We start from the raw sequence: 16,095 nt of genomic DNA, 5'->3' as shown, positions 1-16,095 counted from the left end.
GGGCTGGTCCGTACGGACCAGCCCGGGGGCCTCCAGTGCCTCAACTCGCCTGGATTCAGCCGAGGTTGGCGAGCGCCTCGTTGAAGGTCTTCGACGGGCGCATCACGGCGGCGGCCTTGGCCGGGTCCGGCTGGTAGTAGCCGCCGAGGTCGACCGGCGAGCCCTGGACGGCGATCAGCTCGTCCACGATGGCCGACTCCTGCTCGGTCAGCGTCGCGGCCAGGCCGGCGAAGGCCTGGGCCAGCTCGGCGTCGTCGGTCTGCTTGGCCAGCTCCTGGGCCCAGTAGGTGGCCAGGTAGAAGTGGCTGCCGCGGTTGTCGATGCCACCGAGGCGGCGGCTCGGCGACTTGTCCTCGTTGAGGAAGGTGCCGGTGGCGCGGTCCAGGGTGTCGGCCAGCACCTGGGCGCGGGCGTTGTCCGTGGTGGTGGCCAGGTGCTCGAAGCTGGCGGCCAGCGCGAAGAACTCGCCCAGGCTGTCCCAGCGCAGGTAGTTCTCCTTGACCAGCTGCTGGACGTGCTTCGGGGCGGAGCCGCCGGCGCCGGTCTCGAACAGGCCGCCGCCCGCCATCAGCGGGACGACCGACAGCATCTTGGCGCTGGTGCCCAGCTCCAGGATCGGGAACAGGTCGGTCAGGTAGTCACGCAGCACGTTGCCGGTCACCGAGATGGTGTCCTCGCCGCGGCGGATGCGCTCCAGCGAGAACGTGGTGGCGTCGACCGGGGACTTGATCTCGATCTGCAGGCCGGTGGTGTCGTGCTCCGGCAGGTACTTCTTGACCTTCTCGATCAGCACCGCGTCGTGGGCGCGGTTCTCGTCCAGCCAGAACACCGCCGGGACGCCGGTGGCGCGGGCGCGGGTGACGGCCAGCTTGACCCAGTCCTGGATCGGCAGGTCCTTGGTCTGGCAGGCGCGGAAGATGTCGCCCGGCTGGACGGCCTGCTCCAGCACCACGTTGCCCTCGGCGTCGACCAGGCGGACGGTGCCCGCGGCGGCGATCTCGAAGGTCTTGTCGTGCGAGCCGTACTCCTCGGCCTTCTGGGCCATCAGGCCGACGTTCGGCACCGAGCCGATGGTCGCCGGGTCCAGGGCGCCGTGGGCGCGGCAGTCGTCGATGACGGCCTGGTACACGCCGGAGTAGCTGCTGTCCGGCAGCACGGCGAGGGTGTCGGCCTCCTTGCCGTCCGGGCCCCACATGTGGCCGGAGGTGCGGATCATGGCCGGCATCGAGGCGTCGACGATGACGTCGCTCGGCACGTGCAGGTTGGTGATGCCCTTGTCGGAGTCGACCATGGCCAGGGCCGGGCCCTCGGCCAGCTCGGCCTCGAAGGAGGCCTTGATCTCGGCGCCCAGGTGCGGCACGTTGTCGAGGCCGGCCAGGATGCCGCCGAGGCCGTTGTTCGGGTTCAGGCCGGCGGCGACGAGCACCTCGCCGTACTTCGCGAAGGTCTTCGGGAAGAAGGCGCGGACCACGTGGCCGAAGATGATCGGGTCGGAGACCTTCATCATGGTGGCCTTGAGGTGCACCGAGAACAGCACGCCCTCGGCCTTGGCCCGGGCGATCTGCGCGGCCAGGAACTCGTTCAGGGCGGCGACGTGCAGCACCGAGGCATCGACGACCTCGCCCGCCAGCACCGGCACCTTCTCGCGCAGCACGGTGGTGGTGCCGTCCTCGCCGAGCAGCTCGATGCGCAGCGCACCGTCACCGGCGATCACGGCGGACTTCTCGGTCGACCGGAAGTCGTTCTCACCCATGGTGGCGACGTTGGTCTTGGAGTCGGCCGTCCAGGCACCCATGCGGTGCGGGTGGGTCTTGGCGTAGTTCTTGACCGACTGCGGGGCGCGGCGGTCCGAGTTGCCCTCGCGCAGGACCGGGTTGACGGCGCTGCCCTTGACCTTGTCGTACCGGGCGCGGACGTCCTTGTCCTCGTCGGTCTGCGGGTCGTCCGGGTAGTCCGGCAGGGCGTAGCCCTGGGCCTGGAGCTCGGCGACGGCGGCCTTGAGCTGCGGCACCGAGGCCGAGATGTTCGGCAGCTTGATGATGTTGGCGTCCGGGGTCTTGGCCAGCTCACCCAGCTCGGCCAGCGCGTCGCCGATCCGCTGCGCCTCGGTCAGACGCTCCGGGAAGCTCGCGATGATCCGCCCGGCCAGGGAGATGTCGCGGGTCTCCACGCGCACACCCGCGGTCGAGGCGTACGCCTGCACCACGGGCAGGAACGAGTAGGTCGCCAGGGCCGGAGCCTCGTCGGTGTGCGTATAGATGATGGTCGAGTCAGTCATCGGTACTCCGCTTCACGTCTCCAACGTCTTGACGTCAAGATATCTCGTCACGGGCCTCCGACTCCACCTCCCCCCGTTTCCGGGCGCGCACCGGCCCGGCCGGCGGGCGCCCCGGCCCTCCCGGAGGGGCGTTCCGACGGGCGGCGTGGAGGACGGAACGGAGGTCGTGACGGGGGACGGGTTCCACGGTCGTCCGGGTCGGGGCGCTCGGCAAGCGGAGCGCCCGACCAGTGGTTTGGTCCACTCGGGTGAGCCGAACGTCAGGAGTGCGTCAACGCACGACCGCATTCGGTCAACGGCGCGTCAGGACCGGAGCCTCCCGGGCCGGGTCGACCTAGCGTCGAGGCAGTAGTTCCGGCAGGCACCACCACCCCACTCGGGAGCATTCGCATGGCCCGCGCCGTCTGGCACGTTCCGGTCACCGTCTCCGGCACCGGAAGCACCACCGCACTCCGCCTGTTCCGCCTGCGCGACGGCCGCCGCTGTGCGGTCGGATTCTCCAGCCCCGAGGCCCTCGCCGCCCTCCTCGGGCCCGACCAGGCCCGCACCGAGCTCGGCGAGCCCGCCCTCCGCGACCTCACCGCCCCGCTCGGGATCGACACCCTGGTACTGGACCCGCGGCTGGTCGCCCCCTCGGTCGCGGCCCCCTCCGCCGCCACTCCCTCCGCCACGGCCCCGTCCAGGACCGCCCCGCCCGGCCGCGCCCCCGTCGCGGCGCCCTCCGCCCCGGCCCCGACCGTCCAGTTCCAGCACCGGTGACCGCCCCGCTCCGGCTCGTCCCGGACGAGCCGGACCCGGCGGGGCGGGCCCGCCCGGCCCGGGCGCTGCACGCGATCGCCCGGATCAGCCACGGCCCCGTCCCGCTCGACTTCGACCGCCTCGCGGCGGAGTTCCCCGCCGTCCAGAGCGGCCTGGCCCTGGCCGGCGAGGCCGACCTCGAACTGCGCCTCGCCTGCACCGGCCCCGAGGAGTTACGGACGATCTCCACCGCCCTGTACCGCGCGGGCGCCGCCAAGGTGCGCGTCGACCTCGTCCTGCGCGCCCTCACCCCGGCCCCGGTCACCCTGCGCCCGGTGCCCTGACCGACCCCGTACGGGCTTCGCGCCGCGCTCCCCTGCCCGGGAGCGGGGCGCGGGGCCCGTACGGCGCTCACTCCTCCCCGGGCCGCGGGTTCGGGTTGACCGCCTGGCCGTCGATGGGCTCGCCCCAGGCGTCCTCGCCGTCCGCGTCGACGCAGTAGCCGCTGCCCTCGACGTGCCCGCCCGCGCTCCGGCACTGGTCGGCGGTGACGTCCCGGCGCCCGGTCGCCGCCGCCGGTCCGGCGGCGGCCACGGTCCCGGCCGCGGTGAGCGGGAGGAGCAGGAGGGCGGAGGCGGTCGCGGCGGCCACCCGGGCCGGCAGTGAGCTGTTCATGCGGACCACGACAGCACGCCACCGGACCCCCGGCGACCACAGGACGCCCGCCCGGGTGGCCCCCGCCCTCCGCCGCTCCCGCGCCGGAACCGCTGACTCCCGCGCCGGAGCCGCTACTCCCGCGCCAGCGCCGCGATGGCCGCGAGCAGCAGCGCCGAGCCCGCCAGCAGGCCCGCCGTCAGCGGCTCGCCGAGGCAGAGCACGCCGATCACCGCCGCGGTCGCGGGCTCCAGCAGGACCAGCACCGCGGCCGTCGTGCTGGGCACGGTGGTCAGGCCGGTGAAGTACCAGCGGTAGGCGAACAGAGTGGGCACGGTGCCGAGGAAGAGCAGCGCCACCGCGGTGACCAGCGGGTCCCCGTCGACCGGCAGGACGCCCTGGACGCCCTGGACGGCGACGAGCGGAAGCAGGCAGAGCAGCCCGGTGGTGAAGGCGCCGGTGCCGGCCCGGGCCGAGCCGCCGCCCCGGGCCCAGAGGGTGAGGCCGCTCTGGCCGGCGCCCGCGAGGACGGCCAGCGCGACGCCGAGGGCCGGGCGCGGGCCCGCCGCCGGGGCGGCCACCAGCAGGGCGAGGCCGGCCAGGGCCAGGGCGACCGCGGCCGCCGTTCGACGGGTCAGGCGTTCGCCGAGCAGCAGGTGGGCGCCGAGGCTGGTGAACACCGGGCCGGCGCCGATGGTGATCAGGGTGCCCAGCCCGAGGCCCGCGTACCGCACCGAGCCGAAGTAGGCGCACTGGCTGACCGCCAGACCGAGCCCGGTCAGCGCGGCGGCGCGCCACCCGGCGGCGCCCCGCCCGGCGCGCGGCCGGCGGCCCGGCAGCAGGGCCAGGCAGAGCGCGGCGACGCCGAAGCGCCAGCAGGAGACGCCCGCCGGGCCGAGTCCGCTGGTGCTCATCAGCAGTGCGGAGACGGCGCCGCCGACGCCCCAGGCGACGGCGGCGGCGGAGATGGACAGGAGGCCGCGCCGGAAGGGCACGGCGGTGTACGAGGTCATGCGTCGGTACTCCACGATGAGTTGCCGGTTCAGGTCCGCTGGGTACGCGGGCGGCAGTCATCGCCCCGGCTGCGGGCAGTCCCGTCGGGCCGGAGGAGGTGGAGTGGGCCGCCCGCTAGCGGGCCGGCGGGGGGAGGATCACGAATCGCACGGGGCCAGCCTACGCGCGGTCCGGCCCCGGCGTTCGTGATCTTTCCTTCGCCCACGGACGGGACGTACGGTCGTCCTGGCCGGGACTCCCGGCGGCACGTCCCACTCGACGAAGGAGCGGAACACGATGGACCAGCTGACGTACGACGAGGTCGAGGCCGCCGGGAAGCGGATCGCCGGGCGGGTGCGCCCGGTGGCGGTGGCACCGGGGGACGACGGCGGACGGACCTGGCTGGCGCTGGAGTTCCTCCAGCACACCGGCAGCTTCAAGGCGCGCGGCGCGCAGAACTTCCTGCTGGCGCACGCCGAGGCGGGCACCCTCCCGGACGCCGGGGTGACCATCGCCTCGGGCGGCAACGCCGGGCTGGCCTGCGCCTGGGCGGCCCGCGAACTCGGCGTCCGGGCAACGGTGTTCCTGCCCGAGACGGCCTCCCCGGTGAAGCTGGCGCGGCTGCGCTCGTACGGCGCCGAGGTACGGCTGGCGGGCCGGGAGTACGCGGAGGCACTGGCCGCCTGCGAGGAGTTCGCGGCCGGCAGCGGGGCGCTGTCCTCGCACGCGTACGACCACCCGCTGATCGCCGCCGGCGCCGGGACGGTCCTGTCGGAGATCCGCGCCGGGGTGCCCGGGCTGGACACGGTGGTGGTGTCGGTCGGCGGCGGCGGGCTGTTCGCCGGGGTGGCGGTGGCGGCCCGCGAGCACGGCATCCGGGTGCTCGCCGTGGAGCCGACGGGCAGCCGCGCGCTGAACGCCGCCCTGGCCGCGGGCCGCCCGGTGGACGTCCCGGTGGACTCCGTCGCCCAGGACTCGCTCGGGGCCCGTCGGGCCACCGCCCTCGCCGTGGACGCCGCCGCGCACGAGGGCGTCCGGTCGGTGCTGGTCGACGACGAGGCCATCGTGCGCGCCCGCCGGCAGCTCTGGGAGGACCGCCGGATCGCCGTCGAGTACGCGGCCGCCACGGCGCTCGCCGCCGTCGACCGGGCCGAGGGCGAGCGCGTCGCCGTGCTGCTCTGCGGTGCCAACACCGACCCGTCCGATCTGGTGGACTAGCGCCGCTCCGCTATACGGAGCCCACTATTCCCATCCTCGGGAATTTCCCCTATCATGCGACCCCGCACAGCGCGGCCCGAATTTCGGTCGGATCGATCGGATACGTAATATGCCGGGCGCCATAACGCCCCCTACCTGCAAGGATGTCCGGAAAAGAATGTAAACATTCAGTAATGAAATCTGTGCAGAGGGGGCTGAAAAGTCCTAGTGTGTGGCAACTCTCATCGCTCCGCCCACCCCGGAGTCCCCACACACAGAGAGATCGTTCATGGCTTCCCTCAACCAGATCTCGCCGCCCGGCCAGGGCACCGGTTCCGAAACCGGCACCGCCCAGCGGTCACTGCGCCGCCACGTCGGCCTCGTCGGCCTCATGTGGGCCTCGGTCGGCTCGATCATCGGCTCCGGCTGGCTGTTCGGCGCCAAGGAGGGCGTCGTGGCGGCCGGCCCGGCCGCCGTCGTCTCCTGGGGCATCGGCACGGTGGCGATCGTGCTGCTCGCGCTCGTGCACGCCGAGCTCGGCAGCATGTTCCCGGTCTCGGGCGGTACCGCGCGGTACCCGCACTACGCCTTCGGCGGCCTCGCCGGAATGTCCTTCGGCTGGTTCTCCTGGCTCCAGGCGGCCACCGTCGCGCCGATCGAGGTCGAGGCGATGATCGGCTACGCCCGGCACTGGCCCTGGGCGGGCGGCCTGCTCAACGACAACAACACCCTCACCGCCAGCGGCTTCGCCGTCGCCACCGTGCTCATGGCGGTGTTCGTCGCGGTGAACTTCCTGGGCGTGCGCGTCCTGGCCCGCACCAACAACGTCGCCACCTGGCTGAAGATCTTCGTCCCGCTGTTCACGATCTTCGTGCTCGCCATGACCAACTTCCACGGCTCCAACTTCACCTCGCACGGCTTCGCCCCGTTCGGCGCCCAGGGCGTGCTCGCGGCGATCAGCACCAGCGGCATCATCTTCGCCCTGCTCGGCTTCGAGCAGGCCATCCAGCTGGCCGGCGAGAGCCGCAACCCCAAGCGCGACATCCCCCGCGCCGTCCTCGGCTCGGTCGCCATCGGCGCCGTGGTCTACACCCTGCTCCAGGTCGTCTTCATCGGCGCGCTGCCGGTCAGCTCCTTCGCCAACGGCTGGGACAAGCTCGACTTCCCCGGCATCGACGGCCCCTTCGCGGGCCTCGCCACCACCGTCGGCCTCGGCTGGCTGGCCTGGGTGCTGTACGCCGACGCCGTGATCTCCCCCGGCGGCAGCGGGCTGATCTACACCACCTCGACCTCGCGCATCTCCTACGGCCTGAGCCGCAACGGCTACGCCCCGCAGCGCTTCGAGGAGCTGGACAAGAACGGCGTGCCGTGGTTCGGCCTGGTCATCGCCTTCGTCACCGGTGTGATCTGCTTCCTGCCCTTCCCGAGCTGGCAGGAGCTGGTCGGCTTCATCACCTCCGCCAGCGTGCTGATGTACGCCGGCGCCCCGCTGGCCTTCGGCGCGATGCGCCGCCGGCTGCCCGACCGCGAGCGCCCCTACCGGCTGCCGGCGGGCGGCGTGATCTCCCCGGCCGCGTTCGTGGTCTCCAGCCTGATCATCTACTGGTCCGGCTGGCACACCCTCTCCCGCCTGGGCGTCGCGATCGTGCTCGGCTACGTCCTGCTCGGGAGCTACGCCGCGTACGCGATCAGGAAGGGCCTGCCGAACGCGCCGCGACTGAGCTGGAAGGCCGCCCAGTGGCTGCCGCCCTACCTGATCGGCCTCGGCCTGATCTCCTGGCTCGGCGGCTTCGGCGACGGCATCGGCCGGATCCCGCTGTGGACCGACATGGCCCTGGTGTCGGTGTTCTCGGTGGCCATCTACTACTGGGCGATCCGGGTGGCGCTGCCGGCCGAGGAGATCGAGCAGGAGGTCGCCGACGTCGAGGTGGTCGACGAGGGCGGCCACTGACCGCCGACGAACGACAGGACGGGCCCGCCGGCCGTGCGACCGGCGGGCCCGTCCGCGTCCGTCAGAGGCTCAGCACCGTCCGCAGCGCCGCGGCGAACTCGGCCTCCGCGTCCCGCGGCGGGCCGGGCGAGCGCCAGGCGACGAAGCCGTCCGGGCGGACCAGCACCGCGCCCAGCGGGCCGATGCCGTGCAGGGCGGCGAAGTCCGCGCCGGGCTCCGGCGCCAGGTCGTCCTCGGCCCCGTCGCCGATCCGGAAGCCGTCCAGCGGGACGGCCAGCCGGTCGGCCGCACGCCGGGCGCCCGCCTGCCAGGCACCGCCCTCGGGGCCGGTGAGCAGCACCATCGCCTGCTCGTACAGGTCCAGCGTGGAGAGCCTCACCCCCGCCCGCAGCAGCCACTGGTGCGGGGCCCGGCTGCCCGGCTCGCCCGCCGACTCGAACTGCTCGGGGACCACCGGGCCGTCCCGGTCCGCACCGACCACCGCGCCCACCGGGTACCGGTAGCCGAGCGCCACCGCCAGCACCCCGGCCTGCCGGCCCGCGCCGGGCACCACCGCGTAGCCCGGGTGGCTGTGCTCGGCGGACCGCGCCGAGGCCCGCTCGCCGGTCACCCGGGCGACCGGGCGGCGCTCCTGCCCGTACGTCTCCAGCAGCCCCGGCCCGGCCCAGCCGCAGAGCACGGCGGAGATCTTCCACGCCAGGTTGTGGGCGTCCTGGATGCCGGTGTTGGAACCGAACGCCCCGGTCGGGGACATCTCGTGGGCGGAGTCCCCGGCGAGCAGGACCCGCCCGGCGCCGTACCGCTCGGCCACCCGCTCGGCGGCGTGCCAGGGCGCCCGGCCGGTGACCTCGACGTCCAGTTCCGGCAGGCCGACGGCGGTGCGGATGTGCCGTTCGCAGCGCTCGTCGGTGAAGGCCTCCAGCGGCTCGCCCTGCTCGGGGTGCCAGGGCGCGTGGAAGACCCACTCCTCCTGGTTGTCCACCGGCAGCAGCGCGCCGTCCGCCTCCGGGTTGGTCAGGTAGCAGGCGATGAAGTGCCGGTCGCCGACCACCTCGGCCAGGCGCTTGGCCCGGAAGGTGATGCTGACGTTGTGGAACAGCTCGCCCTTGCCGGACTGGCCGATGCCCAGCCGCTCGCGGACCGGGCTGCGCGGGCCGTCCGCGGCGATCAGGAACTCCGAGCGCACCACCCGCCGCTCGCCGCTCTCCCGGCTGCGCAGCACCGAGGTGACGCCCTCCGCGTCCTGCTCGAAGGAGACCAGTTCGGTGCTGAACCGCAGGTCGCCGCCGAGCTCGCGGGCGGCCCGCCGCAGCACCGGCTCCAGGTCGTTCTGGCTGCACAGGCACCAGGAGCTGGGGCTGAACCGGGCCAGCCGGCCGCCCGGGTCGATCTCCCGGAACAGCCACTCCTGCTCGGCGCCGGTCAGCGACGGCGCTTGGAGGATGCCGTGGTTGGGGGCCAGGATCGAGGCCGCCTCACGGATCGCGGGTTCGATCCCGGCCACCCGGAACAGCTCCATGGTGCGGACGTTGTTGCCGCGCCCCCGCGGGTGGTGCGAGGTGTCGGCGTGCTTCTCGACCAGCAGGTGCCCGACCCCGAGCCGCCCGAGGAAGAGCGAGGCCGACAGCCCGACCAGCGAGCCGCCCACGATGAGGACCGGCACCCGGTCGTCAACCTTCGGATTCATCAATTGCTCCACCCTGTCAGGGGATTCCGCGGCCCGGAGACTGGGCTCGGCGCCGCCCTCGGCGGGCCCGCTCGACCGGGGGCCCCGCTCTTCCATCCCCCGCCGGAGGGGGCCCGTGGCGCCCCTTCGCCCGGATGGCCCGCAAATCTCGCGCCGCGCCCGCCGCGCCGCCCACGATCGACCTCAGGCCTGGCGCCGACGCGCCCGGCCGACCCGCCGTCGCACCGCCCTCCCAGGCCGGGGAGCACCCGCCGGGCACGGCCGACACGGCCCGCAGCGTGCGGCCCAGAGCAGAAAGTGGATCATGACAACTCTGTCCGAACCCCAGCCGAAGCAGCACGACGAGGCCGACACCCGGCTGCGGGTCGTGCTGATGCTGGAGATCCAGGACGGCGCCCAGCAGCGCTTCCTCGACGTGTACGAGCAGCTGCGCCACCAGGTGGCCTCGGTCCCCGGACACGTCAGCGACCAGCTGTGCCAGTCGATCAACGACCCGCGCCAGTGGCTGATCACCAGCGAGTGGAAGGACCAGGAGACCTTCCTGGAGTGGGTGGACAGCCCGGCCCACCGGGAGATGGTCAAGCCGATGCACGGCTGCGTCAGCGACAACTTCCGCTCGCTGCGCTACGCCGTGCTGCGCGAGACCTCCGCGGCCGGCTCGACCGGCACCCGGGCCCCGATGGAGGTGCCGCCCGGGCTGCCGCGCACCACTCCCGCCGGGCACGTCGGCCCGCCCAGGGTCGACCCCGGCCCGGACGGGGTGGTGCGCCACGCGCTGACCTTCACCGTCAAGCCCGGCAGCGAGCCCGAGGTGGCCCGCATCCTCTCCGGCTACGCCTCCCCCCGGGCCGAGGTGGACGAGCACACCCGGCTGCGCCGCACCTCGCTGTTCATGCTCGGCAACCGGGTGGTCCGCGCCGTCGAGGTGATCGGCAACCTCGGCGACGCGCTGCGCCACGTGGCGATGCAGCCCGAGGTGCGGGCCGTCGAGGAGGCGCTCAACCCGCACCTGGAGGAGAGCCGCCAACTGGGCGACCCGCAGGCCGCCCGGGCGTTCTTCGCCAGGGCCGCGCTGCCCGCCCGGCACCAGGCGATCGCCAGCTCCCCCGCCTCCGCCCGGCTGCACCGGCACGCCGTGCTCTACCCGGTGCGCCCGGACCGCGGGCAGGAGGTGGCCGAGCTGCTGGCCGAGCACGACAACCTCGCCACCGCCGACCCGACCGGGCCGGTCGCGGCGGCCACCGTCTTCCACCGCGAGGACGTGGTGGTGCGCCTGGTCGACCTGCGGGTGCCGGCCGAGGCCGACCCGGCGGCCGCCCTCGGCGTGGCCGACGACCGGCAGGCCGCCGTGCTCGCCGGGCTGCTCGACCTCGGCCCGCAGGGCGACCTGCGCACCGCCGCCGGGCTCGGCGCCTTCCTCGCGGCCCGCGCCATGAACCCGGTCACCGACCGCAGTTCCGCCGACCCGATCAACAACTGACGTTCCGTCATCTCACGGGAGATCTCCATGACCACGCAGTCCCCACGGATCGTCAGCGTCCACGAGGCACCGGAGAACCGCCGCCACGGCGCCGAGCTGCGCACCATGCTCACCCCCACCAGCTGCGGCGCGACCAGCGGCTTCATGGGCCTGGCGATCGTCCGGCCCGGCGAGCGGATCGGCGAGCACTACCACCCGTACTCCGAGGAGTTCGTGTTCGTCGTCTGCGGCGACCTGGAGGTGGACCTGGACGGGAAGCCCCATCCGCTCAAGCCTGACCAGGGCCTGATGATCCCGATCAACATGCGCCACCGCTTCCGCAACGTCGGCGACACCGAGGCCCGGATGGTCTTCCACCTCGGCCCGCTCGCCCCGCGCCCCGACCTCGGCCACGTGAGCACCGAGGGGACCGCGGCCTCCGGCCCGCCGGAACACGCCAAGGTGGTCTCGTGACCCGGCGCGTCGCCGTCACCGGGATCGGCGTGGTCGCCCCCGGCGGGGTCGGCGTCCCGGCGTTCTGGGAGCTGCTGACCTCCGGCCGCACCGCGACCCGGGGCATCACGCTGTTCGACCCCACCGGGTTCCGCTCCCGGATCGCCGCCGAGGTGGACTTCGACCCGGCGGCCCACGGGCTGGGCCCGCAGGACGTCCAACGGGCCGACCGCTACGTGCAGTTCGCGATGGTCGCGGCCGACGAGGCGATCGCCGACGCCGGCCTGGACCTGGCCGCCGAGGACCCGTGGCGGATCTCCGTCTCGCTCGGCACCGCCGTCGGCGGCACCACCCGGCTGGAGCACGACTACGCCCTGGTGAGCGCGGCCGGCGCCCGCTGGGACGTGGACCACCGGCAGGCCGAACCGCAGCTGCACCGGGCCTTCGCGCCCAGCACGCTGGCCTCCGCGGTGGCCGAGCGGACCGGCGCGCACGGCCCGGTGCAGACCGTCTCCACCGGCTGCACCTCCGGCCTGGACGCGATCGGCTACGGCTTCCAGGCGGTCGAGGAGGGACGCGCCGACATCTGCCTCGCCGGCGCCTCCGACTCCCCGATCTCGCCGATCACCGTCGCCTGCTTCGACGCCATCAAGGCCACCAGCGAGCGCAACGACGACCCGCGGCACGCCTCCCGCCCCTTCGACGCCGACCGGGACGGCTTCGTGCTCGGCGAGGGCGGCGCCGTCCTGGTCCTGGAGGAGCTGGAGCACGCCCGCCGCCGCGGCGCCCGGGTCTACGGCGAGATCGGCGGCTTCGCCACCTTCGGCAACGCCTACCACATGACCGGCCTCACCAAGGAGGGGCTGGAGATGTCCCGGGCGATCGACCACGCGCTCGCCCACGCCCGGGTGGACCGCACCGAGGTGGACTACGTCAACGCGCACGGCTCGGGCACCAAGCAGAACGACCGGCACGAGACCGCCGCGGTCAAGCGCTCGCTGGGCGCGCACGCCTTCAGGACCCCGATGAGCTCGATCAAGTCGATGGTCGGGCACTCGCTCGGCGCGATCGGCGCCATCGAGGTCGTCGCCTGCACCCTGGCGCTCGCCCACGGGGTCGTGCCGCCGACCGCCAACTACGAGACTCCGGACCCGGAGTGCGACCTCGACTACGTGCCGCGCACCGCGCGCGAGCTGCCGCTGAGCCGCATCCTCTCGGTCGGCAGCGGATTCGGCGGATTCCAGTCCGCCGTCGTGCTCAACAGAACGGGGTGAGTTCCATGACGTCACGTCAGCAGGGCCGCCGGGCGGTGATCACCGGGCTCGGCGTGGTGGCTCCGAACGGGGTCGGGGCCGACGCCTTCTGGAAGGCCACCAGGCAGGGCGTGAGCGTCCTCGACCGGATATCCCGCGAGGGCTGCACCGGGCTTCCGCTCCGGATCGCGGGCCAGGTGAACGGCTTCGATCCGCAGTCGGCGATCGACAACCGCTTCCTGGTGCAGACCGACCGCTTCACGCACTACGCGATGGCCGCCGCCGACCTGGCGGTGGCGGACGCCGGGTTCCGGCCCGACCCGGAACAGCCCTTCGCGGTCGGCGTGGTGACCGCGGCCGGCTCCGGCGGCGGCGAGTTCGGCCAGCGCGAGCTCCAGCAGCTCTGGGGCCAGGGGCCCCGGTTCGTCGGCCCGTACCAGTCCATCGCCTGGTTCTACGCGGCCAGCACCGGCCAGATCTCGATCCGCGGCGGCTACAAGGGCCCGTGCGGGGTGGTCGCCAGCGACGAGGCCGGCGGCCTGGACGCCCTCGCGCACGCCGCCCGCACGATCGAGCGCGGCACCGACGCGGTGGTGGTCGGCGCCGCCGAGGCCCCGCTGGCGCCGTACTCGATGGTCTGCCAGCTCGGCTACCCCGAGGTCAGCCTGGCCGGGCGGGCCGAGCGGGCGTACCTGCCGTTCACCGCGCTGGCCTGCGGCTTCTCCCCCGCCGAGGGCGGCGCGATGCTGCTGCTGGAGGACGAGCAGGCGGCCCTCCTGCGCGGCGCCCGCATCCGGGCCCGACTGGTCGGCCACGGCGCCACCTTCACCGGGGCCTCCCGCTGGGCGGAGTCCCGGGCGGGGCTGGCGGCCGCGATCCGGATCGCGCTGGACGAGGCCCGCATCGCGCCCGAGGAGATCGACGTGGTCTTCGCGGACGCCCTGGGGGTGCCGGAGGCCGACCGGGCCGAGGCCCTGGCGCTCGCCGACGCGCTCGGCCCGGCCGCCGAACGCGTCCCGGTCACCGCGCCCAAGACCGGTACGGGGCGCGCCTACTGCGGCGCCCCGATGCTCGACGTGACCGCCGCCGTGCTGGCCATGGAGGACGGCGTGCTGCCGCCCACCCCCAACGTCACCGAGGTCTGCCACGACCTCGCCCTGGTGACCGGCCGCGCCCGCCCGGCCGAACTGAACACCGCCCTGGTGGTCAGCCGCGGGCTGATGGGCTCCAACTCCGCGCTGGTGGTCCGGCGCTGGCGGCCCTGAACCGCCGCCCGGACCACCGCCCCGCACCACCCCGTCACACCTCCGAAAGGGACACCCGTGAGCAACACCCTCAGCTATCCGGAACTCGCCGTCCTGCTCCAGTCCCGGGCCGGCGTCACCGTCGACCCGGGCGACCTGGCGCGGCCGGGCGCGGAGTTCGACACGTTCGGCGTCGACTCGCTCGGCCTGCTCGGCGTGGTCGGCGAGCTGGAGAACCGGCACGGCCTCAAGGTCACCTCGGGCGCCGAGTCGGCCAAGACCCCGGCCGAGTTCCTGGAACTGGTCAACTCCTCCCTCGCCACGAAGGCTGGTGCCTGAGATGCCCGGACACACCGACAACGAGATCGTCATCGCCGCCCCGCTCGACCTGGTCTGGGAGATGACCAACGACCTGGAGAACTGGCCGCAGCTGTTCAGCGAGTACGCCTCGGTGGAGGTGCTGGACCGGCAGGGCGAGCTCGTCCGGTTCCGGCTCACCATGCACCCCGACGAGAACGGCCAGGTGTGGAGCTGGGTCTCCGAGCGGGAGACCGACCGGGACGCGCTCGCGGTGCGCGCCCGCCGGGTCGAGCCCGGCCCGTTCGAGTTCATGGAGATCCGCTGGGAGTACGCGGAGGCGCCGGCCGGCACCAGGATGCGCTGGATCCAGGACTTCGCCATGAAGCCGACCGCCCCGGTCGACGACGAGGGCATGACCGGCCACATCAACCGCAACTCGAAGATCCAGATGCAGCTGATCCGGGAGAAGGTCGAGAAGCGGGCGGCGGAGCTGTGACCGGCCTGCACCGGGCGCTGATCGTCGCCCGGATGAAGCCCGAGGCCGCGCCGGACATCGCCGAGGTGTTCGCCGAGTCCGACCAGGGCGAACTGCCGCACCTGATCGGCGTCACCGGCCGCAGCCTCTTCCAGTTCGGCGACGTCTACCTCCACCTGATCGAGGCCGACCGCCCGCCGGGCCCCGCCGTCGCCAAGGTCGTCGGGCACCCGGAGTTCCGGACCGTCAGCGACCGCCTGACCGCCTACGTGCAGGCGTACGACCCGGCCACCTGGCGGGAGCCGAAGGACGCCATGGCACGGGAGTTCTACCGCTGGGACCGCTGACCCGGCGGCTCCCCGACGGGCCCGCTGATCCAGCCCCCGATGGGCCCGCCCCCGGCCGTGCGCCGGGGGCGGGCCCACGTGCGTCCGGCCGGACGGCCCCCCGGGTGGATTCACCCGGATCACCCGGCCAGCCGGGTGAACACACCCGGGACTCCACCCGAAGGGCGCACGCCGCGCACCGGCGCTGCCACACTCCGGTGGCAGGCGGCCGCACGGTGGATGACGGTGGATCAGGCGCACCCCCCGCGAGTCCCCTTGTCCGGCACCGTGTCGGCAGTCGCGGTCCTGCGCGCCGGAAGGATCATCCTCATGCGTTCTGCACGCACGCTGCTCGCCGGGGCGGCCGTCGCCGCCGTCCTGACCGTCGGTACCCCCATCGCCTTCGCCGACGGTGCCGACCAGGGCAAGAACCTGACCTGGCAGGAGAAGCAGGAGAAGACCGAGAGGGCCTCCGACAACTCCAAGGGCAACGACGACAGGAAGGGCGGCGCCTCCGAGGAGCACAAGGGCTCCGACGATCGGAAGGGCGACGACGAACACAAGGGCGGCGACGAGCACAAGGGTTCCGACGAGCACAAGGGCGGCGAGGCCAGGGGGGACGAGGACCACAAGTCCCCGCACGGCGGCGTGCACACCGGTGGCGGCGGCCTGGCGCTGTCCGGCGGCGGGCTCGCCTCCGGCGCGGTGCTGCTGCTCGGCGGCCTCGGGGCGGGCGCGTACGCCCTGCGCCGCGGCCGCCGTGCCTCCGGCGCGGTCGCCTGACGCCGGGCACCCTGCTTCCGCCGCCTCCGGGCGCCCGCCCGCACGGGGCGGGCGCACCGGGGGCGGCGGGCCGTCGCGGAACCGGTTGAGCGGAGGAGAGGAATGACGGGCGGTCCCGCCTCTGGAATGCCCCGGCTGCTGCGTGCGGGGATGGGCACGGCAGCGGTCGGGCTGCTGCTGATCTACAACTCGGTGGACACCCGGTCGGACGCGGGCGCGGAGGACGGCAGGCCCGCTCCCCCGGCGGCCGCCGCGCCGGCCGTCCCCGGGCCGGCGGGTGCCGGCGCCCCGGACCCGGCGGCCC

16 protein-coding genes and 1 pseudogene are annotated in these 16,095 nt (G+C 74.0%); 13 read left to right on the top strand and 4 right to left on the bottom strand.

The window, feature by feature from the left end:
- Positions 1 to 55 precede the first annotated feature (55 nt).
- Positions 56 to 2,278, bottom strand: coding sequence for an NADP-dependent isocitrate dehydrogenase (locus ACFCY1_RS40470; protein ID WP_049657424.1), 2,223 nt, complete (start codon positions 2,276 to 2,278; stop codon positions 56 to 58).
- A gap of 390 nt (positions 2,279 to 2,668) precedes the next feature.
- Between ACFCY1_RS40470 and ACFCY1_RS40465 the strand changes: the two genes are divergently transcribed.
- Positions 2,669 to 3,037, top strand: coding sequence for an SAV_915 family protein (locus ACFCY1_RS40465; RefSeq protein WP_117492267.1), 369 nt, complete (start codon positions 2,669 to 2,671; stop codon positions 3,035 to 3,037).
- Positions 3,034 to 3,360 (top strand): hypothetical protein, encoded by a 327-nt coding sequence (locus ACFCY1_RS40460; RefSeq protein ID WP_049657428.1) that lies wholly within the window; start codon positions 3,034 to 3,036, stop codon positions 3,358 to 3,360. The genes ACFCY1_RS40465 and ACFCY1_RS40460 overlap by 4 nt, the downstream gene beginning before the upstream one ends.
- Positions 3,361 to 3,427: 67 nt before the next feature.
- Here the strand turns inward: ACFCY1_RS40460 and ACFCY1_RS40455 are convergent, their stop codons facing one another.
- Positions 3,428 to 3,691 carry a hypothetical protein gene (locus ACFCY1_RS40455; RefSeq protein WP_147409306.1) on the bottom strand — a complete coding sequence of 88 codons (264 nt, stop codon included), beginning with the start codon at positions 3,689 to 3,691 and terminating at the stop codon, positions 3,428 to 3,430.
- A 113-nt stretch (positions 3,692 to 3,804) separates the two neighbouring features.
- Positions 3,805 to 4,683 carry a DMT family transporter gene (locus ACFCY1_RS40450; protein WP_074004535.1) on the bottom strand — a complete coding sequence of 293 codons (879 nt, stop codon included), beginning with the start codon at positions 4,681 to 4,683 and terminating at the stop codon, positions 3,805 to 3,807.
- A gap of 277 nt (positions 4,684 to 4,960) precedes the next feature.
- Between ACFCY1_RS40450 and ACFCY1_RS40445 the strand changes: the two genes are divergently transcribed.
- Positions 4,961 to 5,881, top strand: coding sequence for a serine/threonine dehydratase (locus ACFCY1_RS40445; RefSeq protein WP_049658053.1), 921 nt, complete (start codon positions 4,961 to 4,963; stop codon positions 5,879 to 5,881).
- Positions 5,882 to 6,149: 268 nt separating this feature from the next.
- Complete coding sequence (locus tag ACFCY1_RS40440) at positions 6,150 to 7,811, top strand: APC family permease (RefSeq protein WP_375877732.1); 1,662 nt, start codon at positions 6,150 to 6,152, stop codon at positions 7,809 to 7,811.
- A 61-nt stretch (positions 7,812 to 7,872) separates the two neighbouring features.
- Here the strand turns inward: ACFCY1_RS40440 and ACFCY1_RS40435 are convergent, their stop codons facing one another.
- Positions 7,873 to 9,594, bottom strand: a complete 1,722-nt coding sequence (locus ACFCY1_RS40435) for an FAD-dependent oxidoreductase (protein ID WP_375877731.1) — start codon at positions 9,592 to 9,594, stop codon at positions 7,873 to 7,875.
- A gap of 208 nt (positions 9,595 to 9,802) precedes the next feature.
- Here ACFCY1_RS40435 and ACFCY1_RS40430 point away from each other — a divergent pair, with 208 nt between their 5' ends.
- The 9 genes and pseudogenes from ACFCY1_RS40430 to ACFCY1_RS40390 all read left to right on the top strand — a co-directional run.
- Positions 9,803 to 10,978 (top strand): SchA/CurD-like domain-containing protein, encoded by a 1,176-nt coding sequence (locus ACFCY1_RS40430; protein ID WP_375877730.1) that lies wholly within the window; start codon positions 9,803 to 9,805, stop codon positions 10,976 to 10,978.
- A gap of 27 nt (positions 10,979 to 11,005) precedes the next feature.
- Positions 11,006 to 11,431, top strand: coding sequence for a cupin domain-containing protein (locus ACFCY1_RS40425; protein ID WP_074004532.1), 426 nt, complete (start codon positions 11,006 to 11,008; stop codon positions 11,429 to 11,431).
- Positions 11,428 to 12,684 carry a beta-ketoacyl-[acyl-carrier-protein] synthase family protein gene (locus ACFCY1_RS40420; protein WP_375877729.1) on the top strand — a complete coding sequence of 419 codons (1,257 nt, stop codon included), beginning with the start codon at positions 11,428 to 11,430 and terminating at the stop codon, positions 12,682 to 12,684. The genes ACFCY1_RS40425 and ACFCY1_RS40420 overlap by 4 nt, the downstream gene beginning before the upstream one ends.
- Positions 12,685 to 12,689: 5 nt before the next feature.
- Entirely contained in the window at positions 12,690 to 13,928 is a 1,239-nt protein-coding gene (locus tag ACFCY1_RS40415; RefSeq protein WP_375877728.1) for a beta-ketoacyl synthase N-terminal-like domain-containing protein, read from the top strand.
- A 57-nt stretch (positions 13,929 to 13,985) separates the two neighbouring features.
- Positions 13,986 to 14,246, top strand: coding sequence for an acyl carrier protein (locus ACFCY1_RS40410; RefSeq protein WP_074004530.1), 261 nt, complete (start codon positions 13,986 to 13,988; stop codon positions 14,244 to 14,246).
- A gap of 1 nt (position 14,247) precedes the next feature.
- Complete coding sequence (locus ACFCY1_RS40405) at positions 14,248 to 14,703, top strand: SRPBCC family protein (RefSeq protein WP_049659036.1); 456 nt, start codon at positions 14,248 to 14,250, stop codon at positions 14,701 to 14,703.
- A gap of 5 nt (positions 14,704 to 14,708) precedes the next feature.
- Positions 14,709 to 15,029, top strand: coding sequence for a TcmI family type II polyketide cyclase (locus ACFCY1_RS40400; protein WP_049659041.1), 321 nt, complete (start codon positions 14,709 to 14,711; stop codon positions 15,027 to 15,029).
- Positions 15,030 to 15,338: 309 nt separating this feature from the next.
- The gene (locus ACFCY1_RS40395) at positions 15,339 to 15,791 is read left to right on the top strand and encodes a hypothetical protein (protein WP_117492275.1); all 453 of its coding nucleotides are present in this window, start codon (positions 15,339 to 15,341) and stop codon (positions 15,789 to 15,791) included.
- A 102-nt stretch (positions 15,792 to 15,893) separates the two neighbouring features.
- Positions 15,894 to 16,095 (top strand): annotated as a pseudogene (locus ACFCY1_RS40390) (hypothetical protein); the annotation flags it as partial.

Origin of the sequence: Kitasatospora sp. NPDC056273, assembly GCF_042268845.1 — a bacterium.
Taxonomy (GTDB): Bacteria; Actinomycetota; Actinomycetes; order Streptomycetales; family Streptomycetaceae; genus Kitasatospora.
This window is presented reverse-complemented; position numbering and strand designations above follow the sequence as displayed.

Coding starts and splice junctions, on each gene's coding strand:
- ACFCY1_RS40470 (WP_049657424.1), bottom strand. CDS start 2,278: ATGACTGACTCGACCATCATCTATACGCACACCGACGAGGCTCCGGCC.
- ACFCY1_RS40465 (WP_117492267.1), top strand. CDS start 2,669: ATGGCCCGCGCCGTCTGGCACGTTCCGGTCACCGTCTCCGGCACCGGA.
- ACFCY1_RS40455 (WP_147409306.1), bottom strand. CDS start 3,691: ATGAACAGCTCACTGCCGGCCCGGGTGGCCGCCGCGACCGCCTCCGCC.
- ACFCY1_RS40450 (WP_074004535.1), bottom strand. CDS start 4,683: ATGACCTCGTACACCGCCGTGCCCTTCCGGCGCGGCCTCCTGTCCATC.
- ACFCY1_RS40445 (WP_049658053.1), top strand. CDS start 4,961: ATGGACCAGCTGACGTACGACGAGGTCGAGGCCGCCGGGAAGCGGATC.
- ACFCY1_RS40440 (WP_375877732.1), top strand. CDS start 6,150: ATGGCTTCCCTCAACCAGATCTCGCCGCCCGGCCAGGGCACCGGTTCC.
- ACFCY1_RS40435 (WP_375877731.1), bottom strand. CDS start 9,594: ATGGAAGAGCGGGGCCCCCGGTCGAGCGGGCCCGCCGAGGGCGGCGCC.
- ACFCY1_RS40430 (WP_375877730.1), top strand. CDS start 9,803: ATGACAACTCTGTCCGAACCCCAGCCGAAGCAGCACGACGAGGCCGAC.
- ACFCY1_RS40425 (WP_074004532.1), top strand. CDS start 11,006: ATGACCACGCAGTCCCCACGGATCGTCAGCGTCCACGAGGCACCGGAG.
- ACFCY1_RS40415 (WP_375877728.1), top strand. CDS start 12,690: ATGACGTCACGTCAGCAGGGCCGCCGGGCGGTGATCACCGGGCTCGGC.
- ACFCY1_RS40405 (WP_049659036.1), top strand. CDS start 14,248: ATGCCCGGACACACCGACAACGAGATCGTCATCGCCGCCCCGCTCGAC.
- ACFCY1_RS40395 (WP_117492275.1), top strand. CDS start 15,339: ATGCGTTCTGCACGCACGCTGCTCGCCGGGGCGGCCGTCGCCGCCGTC.